18 protein-coding genes and 2 tRNA genes are annotated in these 15330 nt (G+C 70.5%); 14 read left to right on the top strand and 6 right to left on the bottom strand.

Translation table 11 applies throughout. From position 1 onward, the window contains the following. Positions 1-365 precede the first annotated feature (365 nt). The 4 genes from ACZ4SA_RS01790 to ACZ4SA_RS01805 all read right to left on the bottom strand — a co-directional run bounded on the left by ACZ4SA_RS01790 (position 366) and on the right by ACZ4SA_RS01805 (position 2540). Complete coding sequence (locus tag ACZ4SA_RS01790; RefSeq protein WP_468268580.1) at positions 366-785, bottom strand: Imm10 family immunity protein; 420 nt, start codon at positions 783-785, stop codon at positions 366-368. 229 nt (positions 786-1014) lie between these two features. Next, entirely contained in the window at positions 1015-1329 is a 315-nt protein-coding gene (locus ACZ4SA_RS01795) for a YrhB domain-containing protein (RefSeq protein ID WP_467534508.1), read from the bottom strand. Between the two features lie 366 nt (positions 1330-1695). Further along, positions 1696-2073: a hypothetical protein gene (locus ACZ4SA_RS01800; RefSeq protein WP_468268584.1), complete on the bottom strand. Its 378-nt coding sequence runs from the start codon at positions 2071-2073 to the stop codon at positions 1696-1698. Continuing rightward, entirely contained in the window at positions 2070-2540 is a 471-nt protein-coding gene (locus tag ACZ4SA_RS01805; RefSeq protein ID WP_468268587.1) for an NUDIX hydrolase, read from the bottom strand. The genes ACZ4SA_RS01800 and ACZ4SA_RS01805 overlap by 4 nt, the downstream gene beginning before the upstream one ends. 18 nt (positions 2541-2558) lie before the next feature. On the opposite strand from ACZ4SA_RS01805, the gene ACZ4SA_RS01810 reads away from it, so the two are divergent. From ACZ4SA_RS01810 to ACZ4SA_RS01865, 12 genes are all read left to right on the top strand, one after another. After that, positions 2559-3338 (top strand): GntR family transcriptional regulator, encoded by a 780-nt coding sequence (locus ACZ4SA_RS01810; RefSeq protein ID WP_468268590.1) that lies wholly within the window; start codon positions 2559-2561, stop codon positions 3336-3338. Positions 3339-3476: 138 nt separating this feature from the next. Beyond that, positions 3477-3821, top strand: a complete 345-nt coding sequence (locus ACZ4SA_RS01815) for an SCO3933 family regulatory protein (RefSeq protein ID WP_468268593.1) — start codon at positions 3477-3479, stop codon at positions 3819-3821. A gap of 2 nt (positions 3822-3823) precedes the next feature. Beyond that, entirely contained in the window at positions 3824-5182 is a 1359-nt protein-coding gene (locus ACZ4SA_RS01820) for an FtsK/SpoIIIE domain-containing protein (protein ID WP_468268596.1), read from the top strand. An 89-nt stretch (positions 5183-5271) separates the two neighbouring features. Then, entirely contained in the window at positions 5272-5919 is a 648-nt protein-coding gene (locus ACZ4SA_RS01825) for a DUF2637 domain-containing protein (RefSeq protein WP_468268599.1), read from the top strand. A 17-nt stretch (positions 5920-5936) separates the two neighbouring features. Next, complete coding sequence (locus ACZ4SA_RS01830; RefSeq protein WP_468268602.1) at positions 5937-6131, top strand: mobile element transfer protein; 195 nt, start codon at positions 5937-5939, stop codon at positions 6129-6131. A 16-nt stretch (positions 6132-6147) separates the two neighbouring features. Then, positions 6148-6306, top strand: coding sequence for a hypothetical protein (locus ACZ4SA_RS01835; protein WP_017947661.1), 159 nt, complete (start codon positions 6148-6150; stop codon positions 6304-6306). Between the two features lie 25 nt (positions 6307-6331). Further along, positions 6332-6643, top strand: coding sequence for a SpdD-like protein (locus tag ACZ4SA_RS01840; RefSeq protein ID WP_468268606.1), 312 nt, complete (start codon positions 6332-6334; stop codon positions 6641-6643). A 91-nt stretch (positions 6644-6734) separates the two neighbouring features. Next, entirely contained in the window at positions 6735-6923 is a 189-nt protein-coding gene (locus ACZ4SA_RS01845; RefSeq protein WP_468268609.1) for a hypothetical protein, read from the top strand. Next, positions 6920-7147, top strand: coding sequence for a hypothetical protein (locus ACZ4SA_RS01850; protein ID WP_468268612.1), 228 nt, complete (start codon positions 6920-6922; stop codon positions 7145-7147). Before ACZ4SA_RS01845 ends, ACZ4SA_RS01850 begins: the two co-directional genes overlap by 4 nt. Continuing rightward, positions 7144-8523, top strand: a complete 1380-nt coding sequence (gene repSA, locus ACZ4SA_RS01855) for a replication initiator protein RepSA (protein ID WP_468268615.1) — start codon at positions 7144-7146, stop codon at positions 8521-8523. Before ACZ4SA_RS01850 ends, repSA begins: the two co-directional genes overlap by 4 nt. Continuing rightward, positions 8520-8726 (top strand): excisionase family DNA-binding protein, encoded by a 207-nt coding sequence (locus tag ACZ4SA_RS01860; protein ID WP_468268618.1) that lies wholly within the window; start codon positions 8520-8522, stop codon positions 8724-8726. Before repSA ends, ACZ4SA_RS01860 begins: the two co-directional genes overlap by 4 nt. Further along, positions 8723-9949: a site-specific integrase gene (locus ACZ4SA_RS01865; protein ID WP_468268621.1), complete on the top strand. Its 1227-nt coding sequence runs from the start codon at positions 8723-8725 to the stop codon at positions 9947-9949. Before ACZ4SA_RS01860 ends, ACZ4SA_RS01865 begins: the two co-directional genes overlap by 4 nt. Before the next feature lie 88 nt (positions 9950-10037). Here ACZ4SA_RS01865 and ACZ4SA_RS01870 read toward each other — a convergent pair. Continuing rightward, positions 10038-10110: transfer RNA gene (locus ACZ4SA_RS01870), tRNA-Arg, on the bottom strand. Between the two features lie 186 nt (positions 10111-10296). Then, positions 10297-10387: transfer RNA gene (locus ACZ4SA_RS01875), tRNA-Ser, on the bottom strand. 202 nt (positions 10388-10589) lie between these two features. Between ACZ4SA_RS01875 and ACZ4SA_RS01880 the strand changes: the two genes are divergently transcribed. Both ACZ4SA_RS01880 and ACZ4SA_RS01885 read left to right on the top strand, forming a co-directional pair. Then, on the top strand, positions 10590-11030 hold the full coding sequence (locus ACZ4SA_RS01880) for an SSI family serine proteinase inhibitor (protein ID WP_468268624.1): 441 nt from the start codon (positions 10590-10592) through the stop codon (positions 11028-11030). Positions 11031-11198: 168 nt separating this feature from the next. Beyond that, positions 11199-15245, top strand: coding sequence for a PAS domain-containing protein (locus ACZ4SA_RS01885; RefSeq protein ID WP_468268627.1), 4047 nt, complete (start codon positions 11199-11201; stop codon positions 15243-15245). Positions 15246-15330 lie beyond the last annotated feature (85 nt).

Raw genomic sequence — 15330 nt, forward strand, 5'->3', positions numbered from 1 at the left:
CGGCAGGATTCGAACCTGCAACCTTCTGATCCGTAGCTCTAGCCGGATCGGTCAGCGAGGGTCATACCGGCCGCTACGAGGCCCGGGAGGGACGCTACCGGATGGGGACGGTTGCTGGGGTTGCGGTACTGCGCTGCTGTACGGACGACCTCTTCGTCCCGAAGCAACTTGGGCCGGTGCCTGTACTCGGGATGCTGTGCTTGCCACCTGCGCTGATGGTCCGCTGATGTCCGCGCTCGTTCGCTGCTGTGCGTCGGCGTTGTCACGCAGTTAGACACTCATCCCTCGCTGCCGCTCGTCACCCCGACACTTGAGGTCCTCACCGACAGGACCGGCGAGATGCTGACCACGTGGGGCCGGCGGATTCAGACTCCGATCACGACCGGGAGCGCGTCGGGTCGGCCGTAGGTGAGGATGCGCGTGAGTGCCTCGGTCATGCGAGCAATGTCCTCGACTGGCGCATGCAGGACTGCCTCAACTACCGGGTCATCCAAGTAAAGGTCTTCCAGGTAAGCGGGGTCGAATGTGACCCGCAGGACATTCCCTTCCAGCTCCACCGTGCGCACGCATCCGTACGCGGTGTTCTGGTCGGGAGTGACAACGCAGTATGAGTCGCAGCCGTTGCGGATGTCCTGTTCGTCTGGTTCCTCGAAGCCACCTTGAAACTCGAGCGCGAAGCTCACTTCGTCTTCCGACTCGGCAACTCCGGCAGTCGGGACGTAGATGTCCGGCGGCCGCTTCTCCTGCCACCCGTAGGCGATGTTCGCAATGAATCTGTAGGTCACACGCGTGTTCTACCAGGGTCTGCTGCGGCTGACCCTCAGAGGTCGGTGGAGTCTCAATGACCGAGTCATGAGTGGCTGGCCATCGTCTGATGCACTTGTTTGGAAGACGCCGTATGCGGATGCCTGCTGAGCTGCGGTGGCGCTGAGCTGCGGATGAGTGGCGCTGGCACCCCTATTCCCCGTGGTTCCCCGTTCGCTCCTGCCCTGTCGGGCACGTAACGGGCACGGGTCAGGGCTTTCCGTCGGTAGACGTCTCTTGGTCGTAGACACGCTGGTACTCAGCCACCGTGTCGCCGAACTGCCTGCCGCCAAGTTCCTCCAGGCGGCCGTCGCGGCGGTCAACAACGATGGGCCCGCCCCCGATCCACATGTCTCGAAAGTTCCCGGTCTGCACGTATCTGGAGCTTTGATACGTGAACTCCCACCCGAAGCGGTGCTCCTTCACTTGGATCACTACAGCGGTCACGCCCTCTTCCGGAGGATACGGCTGCATCTGTGCGAGATGGGCGTTAACGATCTCTCGGGCTCGCTCGGCTGTGATCACTGCGCGAGTCTACGTACGCACCTGAGGTCGGTGGAGCGGCTTTGGGCGGGAGCTGCCATGGGGCGAGAGATCGGGGCCCGTACGCTGGTCAGCGAAATCGGGCAGTCTGTGGACCTGCCCGTTAAGGCCCGATGTGGGCCCCGATCTTCGAGGCTCGCCCCATGGTGGCTGCGTAAAGCCGTGGAGCCGACCGGGCCCAGCCACAGCGGGCTACCGTCCACGGCTTCAGGTGTGCTCGCTCTAGCCGCGCGGTCGGCGGAGCCGGGGCCCGGAGCGGGGCGGAGACAGGAGCGTCGGGGCCCGGCGCTGGAGCCGGGGCCGCGCGCGGCGAGCGGAGCGAGCCGCCTTGATGAAGTAGAGAAACTCTTACCGCGCAGCATCCTGGACGGCGTCGTCACGTTCGGTGCGGAACTCGTCCAAGAGGTTGAAGAACATGTCTAGGGGCGGGACGCCCGCTGTTTCGGCTGCCCGTTGAATCTCGACCTCCCAACCGAGGCTCGAGTGCCGCATGCCGAGGCGAGGCCAGAGCCACTCGCTGAACGGCCCGAGCTGATCGAAATCTGTCACCGCCGGCATTCCGTGGATCTTGCAGGCAACGCTGTACCCGTACAGGATCGACTGAAGGTGCAGCAGTGACCCACTACGGACCCACATGCTTGGTCGCAGGCGTACTTGATCCAGGAAGTCGTAGATGTTGCGCCACTCGTCCAGCGGCTTGAAGCCCGTCGGGCTGGGCTCAGTCATGCCGACTTACCCAGGAGCTGCCGACCATCGTGGCTTCTGACGTGAGGGCCTGCTCCGTCCAGTGCATCGAGCAGGCGCACCGCGTAGACCTCGGCCATCCGCTCGCGGACCTCTTCGGGCGTGAGCCAGTCAACCGCGGTCGACTCGGCGGAGGTTCGCTCGACGCCGCCGGACGGTTTGCACCGGAAGACCAGGGCGACGATGCCGCGCGTCGTGTTCTTGTAGACCCCGGTGAGCTCGTCGACCTCGACTCGGATGCCGGTCTCTTCCCAGACTTCGCGGGCTACGCCGTCTTCGGGGGCCTCGGTGAGCTCGAGCACGCCGCCTGGGAGCTCCCACGTTCCGTTGTCGGCTCGGCGGATCGCCAGGAGTCGCCCGTCCTCGCGCACCACTGCTCCCGCTACGGACACGGAGTGCAGTGGCGTTGACTGGGTCTCTCGGGCGCTGTTACTCATGTACAGGAGCATAGGAGAGTGAGAAGGACTATGGGAACAGCCGTAGGAGGTGGGAGGGCCGTACCTCGGTACGTTCAGATCGCCGACGAGATCATTCAGCAGATCCGGGCGGGCGTCCTCAAGCCTGGTGACCTGGTGCCGAGTGAATCCGAGCTGGTGGAGCGCTACGGCGTTTCCGGCGGCACCATCCGCAAGGCGATGGTGGAGGTCCGGGCGAGCGGGCTCGTCGACACCCGGCACGGCAAGGGCTCGATCGTGAAGGACCGGCCGCCCGTGCGGCTGCGCTCCTCGGACCGGTTCCGCGCCTCGCACCGCCGCGGCGGCAAGGCCGCGTATCTCGCCGAGTCGGCCCAGTCCGGCGCCACGGCCAAAGTCAGCGTTCTGTACATCGGCCCGATGGAGGCCCCGGAGGACATCGCCGACCGGCTCGGCGTCTCCGCCGGCACCCAGGTCCTCGCCCGTAGGCGGCTCTATTTCCGCAACGGCGTCCCCGTGGAGACAGCCACCTCGTACCTGCCGTGGGACGTGGTCAAGGACATCCCCGAACTGTTCGCGGAGAATCCCGGCCCCGGCGGCATCTATGCCCGCCTGGAGGACGACGGCCACGTCTTCGCCGAGTTCGTCGAGACACTGACTGCACGCCCGGCCGCCAAGGCTGAGGCATCCGAACTGGCGCTGAGCCCCGGCGCACCCGTCGTTCACCTGCTCCGCAATGCCGTCACCGAAGCTGGGCGGGTGGTGGAGGTCTGCGACACCCTCATGGCCGCTGACCAGTTCGTTTTCGAGTACCGCATCCCCGCCGCCGACTGACGCACGCTCAACTCTTGTCAACCCGCCGGGACTTCTTCGCCCTGGCGGGTTGACTCATATACAGGAGTCATGCACTCTTCTTCATGTCACTCATGTACATGAGTGACGGAGTCCAGCACCTCTAGAGGAGTGATCTCTGTGCGTCAGATCCCCGTCGACACCTCCGCCGCCTCCGTCATGGCGGCTCAGCCCCCGCAGCCCAAGGTCAAGGACCGCCGTACCGGTGAAATCGCCGTCGACGCCGAGACCGGGACGACGCTGATGACTGTGAACGTGATGTTCGCGGCCAACGACACCGTGGAACTCCTGCCCGTGACGGTTCCGAAGACTGGCATCTCCGGTGACCTGACGATGGGCACCCCGGTCGCGCTGACCGGCCTGGTCGCCCGGCCGTGGGAGCGGGATGGCCGTCACGGCATCGCCTTCCGCGCGGTCGCCGTCACGTCGCTGGTCGAGTCCGCCGCGAAGCCGAAGGCGGCCTGATCATGACCGGCTTCACGGTCGCTCTGCTGGTGGTCGTCGCCGTCGCGGGTCTCTTGCGGTGGCGGCGCCCCGCCTGGTACTGGCTGACCTTCGGAGTCGCCCTGGCCGTGCTGCGGGTCCTGGTCCGCTACGGCTCGGTCATGGAAGCGTGCGGGCTGACCGTCCCGCCGCCCCGCTGGCGGCTCGCCATCGCCCGGATGGCCAACCGCCCGGCTCCCGAGTCGCGTGCGCCGCGCATCCTGCGGATCCGCCCGACCCGCACCGGGCTGGTCCTACGGCTGGGGCTTCGGCCCGGACAGGACGCCTTCGACGTGGCCGCCTCGTGCGACCGGCTTCGGCACTCGTTCGCCATGTACGGCGTCACTTCACGTGAGATCCGCTCGGGTGTGGTCGAGCTGCGGATGACTGGCTACGACGTCCTGGCCAAGGTGCAGATGCCCACCGAGCTCGACCGCGTGCCGATGCGCATCCCCGTCGCTCTGCGCGAGGACGGAGCCGTCCACTACCGCGACTACCGCACCACACCGCACGCCCTGACCGTCGGGGCAACGAAGTCCGGCAAGTCCGTCTACCAGCGCAACCTGGTCGCCGAACTCGCCGCCGAGAAGGTGGCCTTGGTCGGCATCGACTGCAAGCAAGGGGTGGAGCTGTTCCCGCTGGCCCGCCGGTTCTCCGCGCTGGCCGACAACCCCGACACCGCCGCTGACCTCCTCGACGCGCTCGTTACGCACATGGAGGGCGTCTACCAGCTGATCCGCGCCGACCAGCGCATCACCGCCGACATCCCCGACGCAGAGATCGCCGCCGACATCTGGGACCTCCCGGCCCATCTGCGCCCGACCCCGATCGTCCTACTCGTGGACGAGGTCGCCGAACTCGCCCTGTTCGCCACGAAGGAAGAGGAGAAGCGCCGGGACCGGATCATCACCGCGCTCGCCCGCCTCGCCCAGCTCGGCCGCGCCGCCGGCATCTATCTGGAGATCTGCGGGCAGCGCTTCGGCTCCGAACTCGGCAAGGGCATCACCATGCTCCGCGCCCAGCTCACCGCCCGCACCGCCCACCGCGTCAACGACGAAACCTCCGCGAACATGGCCTTCGGCGACATCGCCCCCGACGCCGTCCTGGCCGCCATCTCCATCCCGACCGACACCCCCGGCCTCGCCGTCACCGGCGACTCGACCGGCGGCTGGGCCCGCATCCGCACCCCGCACACCTCGATGCGCGAGGCCGTCAACGCCTGCAACCGGCACGCCCACCACACCCCCGAGCTGCCCGGCCTCGCCGCCTTCCGGCCCGAGCTGCCGCTCACGGTCTCGCTCGTCAAGATCCCGGCCCAGGCCGAGGCACCCGCCTCCGCCTGACCCGTCCCCGCATCCCGGTCGGCGTGACCGTCTCGCGCCAGCTCCCTACCCCCGCCATGCCCAAAACGCCCTGCAAAGGAGGTGAAGACATGACCCGCAAGCTGCGCGTCGACGCCGTTCTGGTGCAAGCCGTGATTGCCGGGGCGCTGTCCTTTGCCCACCTGCACGACCTCGCCGCCGCTGCCGGGCAGACCGGCTGGAAGGCATGGGCCTACCCCGTCTCGGTCGACCTGCTCCTGGTCGCCGCCTGGCGTCGACTGCGCAACGACGGCCCGTCCCGGCTCGCCTGGTGCTGGTTCCTGATCGCCCTGGTCGCATCCCTCGGTGCGAACGTCGCCACCGCCGGATTCCTCGACCTCCAGCACCCGCCCGCCTGGCTGCGCTTCGGCATCGCCGGATGGCCCGCGCTCGCCTTCCTCGGCGGCACCCTCCTCGCCCACTCACCCGCCGCGACCGACCCTGAGTCGACGTCGGAGCCGGTCGAGGTTGTGCCGGCCGAGCCGGAGCCCGCTCCCGAGCCGGTTCCCGTCGCCGAGCCGGAGCCCGCCCCGGCCCTGCCCTCAGCAGCCGAGCCCGTCCCGACTCCGCCGGTCCCGGCCGCGTTGGTCGACCACGCCCGCAAGGTCGCCGACGACCACCACGCCCGGACCGGCACACCGATCGGCACCGACACCCTGCGCGCCCGCCTCGGCGTCCCGGCCCCGATGGCCGACGCCATCGCCGCCCAACTCGCCTGACCAGAAAGGACACCGTGATGCCCGCCCGCGATCACTTCCACTCCGTGATGCAGATCGGCCCCGTACAGATCGGCACCCACCGCGACCGGCACGGCCGCACCAAGCACGCCGCCGTCTGCACCGCCGACCGCTGCGGCTGGTCCGCCGACTTCTCCAGCTCCTCGGCCGCCCAGCTCGCCGCCCGCACCCACCGCTGCCGCATCACCAACTGAACGGGAGAACACCGCCATGGACGTTCCGCTCTGGCTCGCCCTGATCGTCGTCGGCGCCCTCGGCATCAAGCTCATCCGCCCGCCCTGGTGGCTCGTCGCCGTGCTCCTCCTCGGCGGCTTCCTCCTCGCCGACAGCCTCCTGGCCCCCGTCATCGACACCGCCATCAGCAAGTAGCCCACCGCAGAAAGGAGAAGCACCCATGTTCCGACCGAAGATCCCGACCATGCCGACCCCGACCGGCATCGTCACCCCGCCCGCCGTCGAGCCGACCGCCATCGTCCAGCACACCCCCGCCCCGGTCCCCGTCGCCCCGGCGGCACCGGCCCGGCCCACGGTCCAGCTCACCCCCGGCACCGCGCTCGCCCTCGTCGGTGGCGGCACCGCCGTCGTCCTGGTCGTCGGCGCGGTCCTGGTCTCGATGCTCCTGGCGGTCGCCGTCACCGCGGCCTCGGTCGCTGTGTGCGCGCTCGTCGTCCGCTCGCTGATCGCCTCCGAGCGCAAGCGCCGCTGACCGGCCCCCGGGGTGGTCTCAACCGCCAAGTCTTGCCCGCCCCGGGAGCCGTGCCCCAACCCATCGCAAAGGACAAGAAGGGACACCCATCATGGCCCAGCCCACCACCACGCCCGCGCGGGTCTGCTCGAACTGCGACGGCTTCCCCACTGTCCGCGTCACCCTCGGCGGCCGCGACCGCCACGGCAACCTGCGCACCATCACCGTCCACTGCCCGGCCTGCCACGGCACCGGCACCCGCCCCGTTCGCGCCGCCCAGCTGGTCGGGGGCCGGGCATGAAAGACATCACCGTCACCGCGCACCTGACCACCGACACCCGCACGCGGGTCGTCGTCTTCGCGGACCACGAATTCGTGAGCCTCCGCATCGGCGGCGGCCCCGTCGACGTCGCGCTCATCGCCCCCGCCGGCACCGCCGACATCCTGCGCGCCATCTCCGCCGCCGCCGACCAGGCCGCCCGCGAACTCGATGCCCTGCCGGACCTTGACGAGGAGAGCGCGTGAACGACACCGCCACTGCGGCGGGCCTGGACCCGGCCACCCTGGACGATGTCCTCCGGGTGGCCGGGTCCCCCGGCTTCGACCGCTGGAAAGACCAGATCCACCGCACCGGCGGCTGCTCCGACCCGATCCACCTCACCGGCTGGACCCTCGCCAAGGACAAGACCACCGGCGAGACGCTGCGCCGCTACTCCACCGACACCGAGCCGGACGGACGGCTCCGCGTCGCCTGCGGCAACCGCCGCGCCTCCCGCTGCCCCGCCTGCGCCTACACCTACGCAGGAGACACCTACCACCTCATCCGCGCGGGCCTCGCGGGCGACGAGTCCAAAGACATCCCCGCCACCGTCCGCGACCACCCGCGCGTCTTCGCCACCCTCACCGCCCCCTCCTTCGGCCCGGTCCACAACCGGCCCGACCGTGGCGTCTGCCGCTGCGGCACCCGCCACCCCGAGGACGACCCCGCCCTGGGCACCGCCCTCGACCCGGCCACCTACGACTACGCAGGCACGGTCCTGTTCAACAACCACGCCGGACAGCTCTGGCAGCGCTTCACCACCCGCCTGCGCCGCGAGATCGCCGCCCGCGCCGGACTCACCCAACGCGAACTCAAAGACGTGCTGCGCCTCTCCTACGGCAAGGTCGCCGAGTTCCAGAAGCGCGGCGCCATCCACTTCCACGCCGTGATCCGCCTCGACGGACCGGACGGCCCCGACTCGCCGCCGCCGTCCTGGGCCACGGTGCAGCTGCTCGACGACTCCATCCGCGCTGCCGTCGCCCACTCCTACACCTCGATCACCGTCCCGGCCGCCGGGGACCAGCCCCGCCGGCCTTTCCGCTGGGGCACCCAGCTCGACATCCGACCCGTCAAGGCGTTCGGCGACGGCTCCGACATCACTGAGCAGGCGGTGGCCTCCTACGTCGCCAAGTACGCCACCAAGGCGGCCGAGTCGACCGGCAGCCTCGACCGCCGGATCGGGAACCGGGAAGTGCTCGACCTCCTGGACGTGCCCGACCACCCGCGCCGCCTCATCGAGGCATGCCTCGATCTCGCCCCGCTCTACCCGGATCGGAAGCTGGGTGCCTGGGCTCACATGCTCGGCTTCCGCGGCCACTTCTCCACCAAATCCCGCCGCTACTCCACCACCCTCGGCGCCCTCCGGCAGATCCGCGCCGACTACCGCGCCGCCCAGGACCACGACGCCCTCGGCGACCCGGACACCGTCCTCGTCCTCGCCTCCTGGGAGTACGCCGGACACGGCCACACCCCCGGTGAAGCCGCCCTCGCCGCCTCCATCGCCCGAGACATCCAACTCAACCGCGAAACCGCCCGCGAAGCCCTGCAAGACCAACTCGCCCTGGAAGGAGTCACCGTATGACCACCACCGTGATCGAGCGGAAGTGGCACACCACCGCAGAGGTCGCCGACATGCTCGGCTTCGGCCTCTCCAAGACCAAGATGCTCGTGCTCACGGGGGAGATCCGCTCCGTGAAGGTCGGCCGCAACCGCCGCATCCTCCCTACGTGGGTGGACGAGTACGTCGAGCGCGTCACCACCGACGCCGAAGGGTGGGCGGCATGAGCGGCAAGCGCGGCAACGGTGAGGGCTCCATCTACCCGTACAAGAACGGCTACGCGGCCTACGTCTGGGTCACCAAGCCGGAGGGCAAGCGGGCCCGGAAGTACGCCTACGGCAAGACCCGCGAGGAGGTCCACGACAAGTGGCTCAAGCTCCACGCCGAAGCGAAGAAGGGCCCGGTGCAGACCGCGCACCGGACGCTCGCCGCTTTCCTCGCCTACTGGCTGGACTCGATCGTGAATCCCAACCTCGCCCCGCTGTCGTACGTCTCGTACGAGGGATACGTACGGCTCTACATCGGCCCGTACCTCGGTGCGAAGCGGCTCGACAAGCTGACCGTCCGGGACGTGCGCGAGTGGCTGACCAAGCTGGCGACCGTCTGCCAGTGCTGCGCCCAGGACAAGGACGCGAAGCGGGAACCCAACCGCCGCAAGTGCTGCGCGGTCGGGGACTGCTGCGAGTCGTACCCGTCCCGGCGAGTGATCCAGGGATCCCGCGACGCGCTGCGGGCCGCGCTTACTCATGCGGTCGCCGAGGAGGAGATCAGCAAGAACGTCGCCTCGCTCGTGAAGGTGCCCAAGCCTCGCCGCCGCCGGGTCAAGCCCTGGTCGGTCGCCGAGGCGGGCCAGTTCCTCACCGACGCCGCCGCCCGCGATGACCACCTCTTCGCGGCCTGGGTGCTCGTGCTCTGCCTCGGGCTGCGCCGCGGGGAGGTGTTGGGCCTGACGTGGAAGTCCGTCGACTTCGAAACAGGGGAGCTGTACGTCGACCACCAGATCCAGCGCGCCGGGCGTCAGATCCTCCACCGCGAGACCAAGACTGAGGACTCCGACGATTTCCTGCCCCTGCCGGCACTCTGCCTCAAGGCCCTACGGATGCGCCGCGCCCAGCAGCTCGGCGACCGGAAGGCTGCCGGTGAGCTCTGGCAGGACACTCACGGCCTGATCTTCACCACGAAGTACGGCACCCCGATCGAGCCGGGCAACCTCACCCGCATGTTCGCCCTTCGGGCTCGCCGCGCCGGTCTGCGGGCCATCCCGCTCCGCAACACCCGGCACACGTGCAGTTCGCTCCTGGTCGCCCTCAAGGTCCACCCGAAGGTGGCACAGCGCATCCTGCGGCACTCGCAGATCGCCATGACGATGGAGGTCTACGCCGAAGCAAGCGATGAAGCCGTACGGGCCGCGATCGGCAAGCTGTCCGACGCGATGGGCGGCACCGGCTGACAGCAGTCGGCGCGGTTGCTGTACTTCGCTGCTGTACGCCCCAACGCGAGAGGCCCCCGGATCATCTCCGGGGGCCTCTCGCCTGCTGTGCACTCGGCAGGATTCGAACCTGCAACCTTCTGATCCGTAGTCAGATGCTCTATCCGTTAAGCTACGAGTGCCTTGCTTCCCGGGCTTTTCTGCCCGGTCGGCGTTGCGGGAACAACATTACATGACCGGCGCCGCCACGCGAAATCCTTTAGCCACACCAGCTCTGACCTGGACAAACGCCCGAAACAGGGCTCTGCGGCGCACCCGTGGAACGACCGAAGCCCCGGCCGTGTGGCCGGGGCTTCGGTGATCAACTGCGGAGGCGGAGGGATTTGAACCCTCGATGGGCTTTAAGACCCAAACCGCATTAGCAGTGCGGCGCCATAGACCGGACTAGGCGACGCCTCCAGCACACCCGCGCGGGCGCGAGTGGTGCGTGCAAATGATGACACAGCCGAGTGGCCTGTCACCAATCGCCGTCCACGGTACTAGCCCTTTGGCCCGCAGAGCAAAGCGCTTCGGGTTGCGCAACGCCGTGGCGTGCGGAGCGTTAGACATGCCGGGGCCCGTCGCGGCTCCCGACCGGACCCATGACTCTTCAGGAGCCCCCATGCTGCGCCGCCTCATTCTCACCACAATCGCGTCCGTTGCCGCGCTGGCCGCGGCCGTCCCCGCCACGGGGGCGGCCGCCTCGCCACTGCCCCTGCCGCTGATGGAGCAGCCCGACCGCCTGTCGGTAACCGTCTCCCAGACCGGGAACACCCGGACGGAAGGCAGATACGAGCTGCAGTGCGGGCCGGCCGGCGGGACGCATCCGTCGGCCGAGTCGGCCTGCAAACGCCTCGAGGAGCTCGCGCAGCAGGAGCGGGACCCGTTCGCTCCGGTGCCACAGGACCAGATGTGCACCCAGCAGTTCGGCGGGCCGGCCACCGCCCGGATCACCGGTACGTGGCGGGGCCGGCAGATCGACGCCACCTTCGACCGGTCGAACGGGTGTGAGATCTCGCGATGGCACACACTCGAGCCGGTACTGCCGAACACCAGGTCATAGGCCGACGGCGTACGCCATGTGCACACAACCTTGGTGAGAGCTCCCCCTCATCCGCTGCCTGAGCCCCATCCGCTGCCCTTAGACTCCCTCAGTGACAGGCCGAGGCTCGAGAGGCAAGATGGGACCGGCCGTCCGCAATACGCAGTAGGTCAGGGAGGAACCGTCGTCGTGAGCAGCAGGCCATCCCGAGGCGCTGCTCGCCTCGCAGCCATACTCGACGCCCTCCCGGACGGGCTCGTCCTCGTCAATGCCAACGGTACGGTCATCAACGCGAACACCATCGCGCTCGAATTGTTCGAGGCGCCGGGCACCGCGCTCGTCGGGCGGGGGCTGCTCGACCTGTTGCCCGAGTTCGACTCCCGGCTCATCCCCGGCTCCATGCGCCGCCCCGACGCCGCCGACGAGCGCGGCCGCACCAAGCCGGCCCGCATGATCGCCCGGCGTACGGACGGCAGCGAGTTCCCGGTCGAGGTGACCAGCGCGAGCCTCGAGGACGGACGCGAGGCCTACGACTCGTACAACGCGTACACCGGCGACGAGCTGCTGATGCTGGTGGTCCGGGATCTGTCGGGGACCGTGGACACCGAGGCGGAGCTGGCGCGTTCGCAGCGGCAGACCGAGATGATCCTTCGGGCCGCGTCGGAAGGCGTGGTGGGCACGGACACCGACGGGCGGGTCGTGCTCGTCAACCCGGCCGCGTCGCAGATCCTCGGCTTCCGCGCCAGCGACCTGGGCGGCCAGGAACTGCACCCGCTGATCCTGCACTCGCGTGCCGACGGCGAGCCCTTCCCGTACGCGGAGTCGCCGCTCGCCGACACCCTCAAGTCGGGGCGCAAGCACCGGGTGCGGAGCCAGGTGCTCTGGACGAAGAGCGGCGACAAGGTCGCCGTCGACCTGACCACCGCACCGGTGCGCGACGGGGACCAGCTGGTCGGAGCGGTGATGACGTTCACCGACCGGCGGCCCTACGAGGAGCAGGCGGAAAAGCACGCCGCGGAGCTGGCGGAGACGACGGAGCGGCTCACCGCGGAGCTCGCCGACGCGAGCGAGCGGTACGAGGCGGAACTGGCAGACAAGGCCGAGCGCTACGCGTCCGAGCTGGAGGCGGGCACCGAGCGGTACGAGGAGCTCGCCGCCCGGCACGGCCAGCTGACCGCGGTGCTCGGGGAGTCGCTGCGCGGTCCGCTGGAGGAGCTGCGCACCGAACTGGCCGCGCTGGCCGCGGACCCGGCCGGGCAGCTGTGGCCCGAGGCGAACCAGATCCTGCACCATCTTGCTGCCGGTTATGCCCGGATGACCACACTTGTCGACAATGTTCTCGGCTATCAGCGGCTCGACACGGGCGTGGAGCAGCTGACGAAGTCCAATGTTCTTCTCGACGCGGTCGTGGCGGCGGGAGTCGACGGCGCAGTCGAACTGATCGGCCCCGGGCGTGCGCAGTTCGCGGTGCACGCTCCGCCGATAGAGGCCGAGGTGGACGGGCCACGGCTGGCGACGGCGCTCGCTCACCTGGTCGCGGACGTGGCGGGGGTCGACTCCACCGGCAAGGCCAGGCTGGTGCCCGGCGGCGGGTATGTGGACTCGACGGTCGTGGTCGCGGCGGCGCAGCGCGGCGATGTCGTACGGATCGAGGTGCGCGGGCCGTTCGCCGGGGGCGATCCGGTGCACGAGCCGATCGTGCGCGGGATCGTACGGGCGCACGGGGGTGTGCTGCAGACGCACGAGGTGCCGGGGATGAGCGGCAGCGCGTACGTGCTCGAGGTGCCGCTCGGCGAGGGCGCCGGGACGGTCCCGTCCGCTCCGGTCTCCGGTCAGACGGCCGCGCTGCCCGCACAGCAGTCGTCCGACCCCGCCCCCAAGACCGACCCGGCTCCCGTGACGTCCGGGGGCGGCGGGCGGCGGCGGGCGCGTCGCTCCTCCACGGACGCTTTCCTGGAGAGCCCCGTGGCCATGGAGGACCCGGTGGCCGCGCAGCCGACCGGACGGCGCCGGGCGACGCACCCGGACGCCGATCTCATCCCCGCGCAGGACACCAGCGAGGGCGCGGGCAGCAGCGGCGGGACCGGTCGCCGACGCGGTCGCCCCAGCCCCGTGGAGAACGCCGCAGCCGCCCTCCGGCCCGCCGAGGGCGCTGTGGTGACCGCCGCCGAGGGTGCGGGCGGACGCGCGGCCCGCGGCGAGACCGTGCCGCCGCAGGGAGTGCCGGTCGACGCGCAGGGCCTCCAGTCCGTCCCCTCGGGACGGCGCGCGCGGCGGGCCGTCGAAAGCGGCCGGCCCGAACTCGCCGCCGCGCCGGCCGACCCGCAGCAGCCACCACAGGCGGCGGCTCAGCAGTCGGCTCAGCCGGCCGGTCGGCGCGCGAGGCGTGCGCTGGCTGCCGCACCGGCCGAGCCCGAGAGCGGAGCGCGCACCGCTTTCGCGCTGCCGCCGGCCGAGGCCGACCGGGTGCCCGCCGCGGGCACCTCCACGGTGGAGCAGCACGACGCCGTGACCACGGCACCGGGCACGCAGCACCACACCCCGCCGCAGCAGCACCCCGCGCCCACGGGACGCAGGCGTGCGCGCAAGGGCGAACAGCCGTTGCCACAGCAATCGACCGGCGCCGGCCAGGTCCTGGCGGGTCCGTCAGGACCTGGCCCGGCAGTTCCCGCAGGTCCGGCAGTTCCCGCAGCTCCCGTAGTTCCCGCAGGTCCGGCAGCTCCCGTGGGTCCGGCAGCTCCCGTGGGTCCCGCAGGTCCGGCGGCGACCGGTCGGGCCGACCGCGTACAGGACGGCACCTCGGGCGGCGGGCAGGGCGCTGTGGGCGTGACCGGCGGGGACACCGCCGCGCCGGGGCGCGCCCAGGACACCGGCTCCGTGCGGGTCCAGGACACCGGTTCCGTGTCGGTGCCTTTGCCGCCTGCGGCACCGGCCCAGGAACAGGCACCGGCCCAGGCCCAGGCGCAGCCGGCAGACGCATCGGCGGCCGCCCAGGTCCCTGCCCCCGCACAGCCGCAGCCGCAGGAGCAGGAGGAGGCGCCCGAGAACCGGGCACTGCCCTCGGCGGAGCCCGTCCGGCCGCCGGCCGCGCAGCCGCTGCCGGCGGAGGAACCGGTACCCGAGGACTCCACTCAGGGGCGGGCGTTCAGCGTGCGCACGCTCGGTCAGGGCGTGCCGTTCGCGCAGCACCTCACCCAGCAGCAGAACCAGACCCTCGGCTCCGGCCGTCGCCGCAAGCTGGCCACACGTCCGGACGGCGCGTTCCCCGAGGCCGCCGCCCGTCCGCACCCGCAGCCGACGGCGGCACCCGTTCCGGTTCCGGCGACACCGGCGCCCGCGCAGCAGAACGGGCCCCGGCTCCCCGCCGACCGGACGGACAGCCGCGCCGAGGGCAGGGCCTACGCCATAGGGGCGCCGGACGAGGGCGCGGAGGGACCCCAGCCGTTGGACGGTCCCGGTGGTGCGGTCGAGGTCGCGAACCGGCCGCTGCCGCAGCCCGTCGACGACGAGCTGCCCCCGGAGCCGCTCGACAACCCGCGGCGGCTGCTGGTGTGGCCCGCCCCCGATGTCTCCACGCAACAGGCTCTCAGCGACCGCGGCTACCGCCCGGTCGTCGTGCACTCGCGCGAAGAGGTCGACGCGCAGATCGCCGCGTTCCCGGCCGCGCTGTTCGTGGACCCGCTCACCGGTCCGATCACCCGGACCGCGCTGCAGTCACTGCGCCAGGCCGCCGTGGCCGCCGAGGTGCCGGTGCTGGTGACGGCGGGGCTCGGCCAGGCCACACGCGAGGCCGCGTACGGCGCCGACCCGGCCGTGCTGCTCAAGGCGCTGGCCCCGCGGGACAGCGAGCAGCACCCGTCGCGCGTACTGCTGATCGAGGAGCACGAGGAGATCGCCCTCGCGCTGACGTCCACCCTGGAACGGCGCGGCATGCAGGTCGCGCGGGCGGGGGCGGACGCGGACGCGGTCACGCTCGCGACCCAGATGCGGCCCAACCTGGTGGTGATGGACCTGATGCAGGTACGCCGCCGCCGCGCCGGGATCATCGACTGGCTGCGCGCGAACGGCCAGTTGAACCACACGCCGCTGGTCGTCTACACATCGGCCGGCCTCGACCAGGCCGAGCTGCCGCGGCTGTCGTCGGGGGAGACGGTGCTCTTCCTCGCGGAGCGCTCCACCAGCAACGAGGTGCAGGCGCGGATCGTCGACCTGCTGGCGAAGATCGGCACCAACTAAGAGCTGCACCAGGCGAAGATCGGCACCAGCCGGGTTCTTCACCGACTGAGCATCACCAACTGACGCGAAAGGGGCCGGCGGTGAC

The sequence above is a fragment of the Streptomyces sp. NPDC027962 genome, from assembly GCF_055566095.1.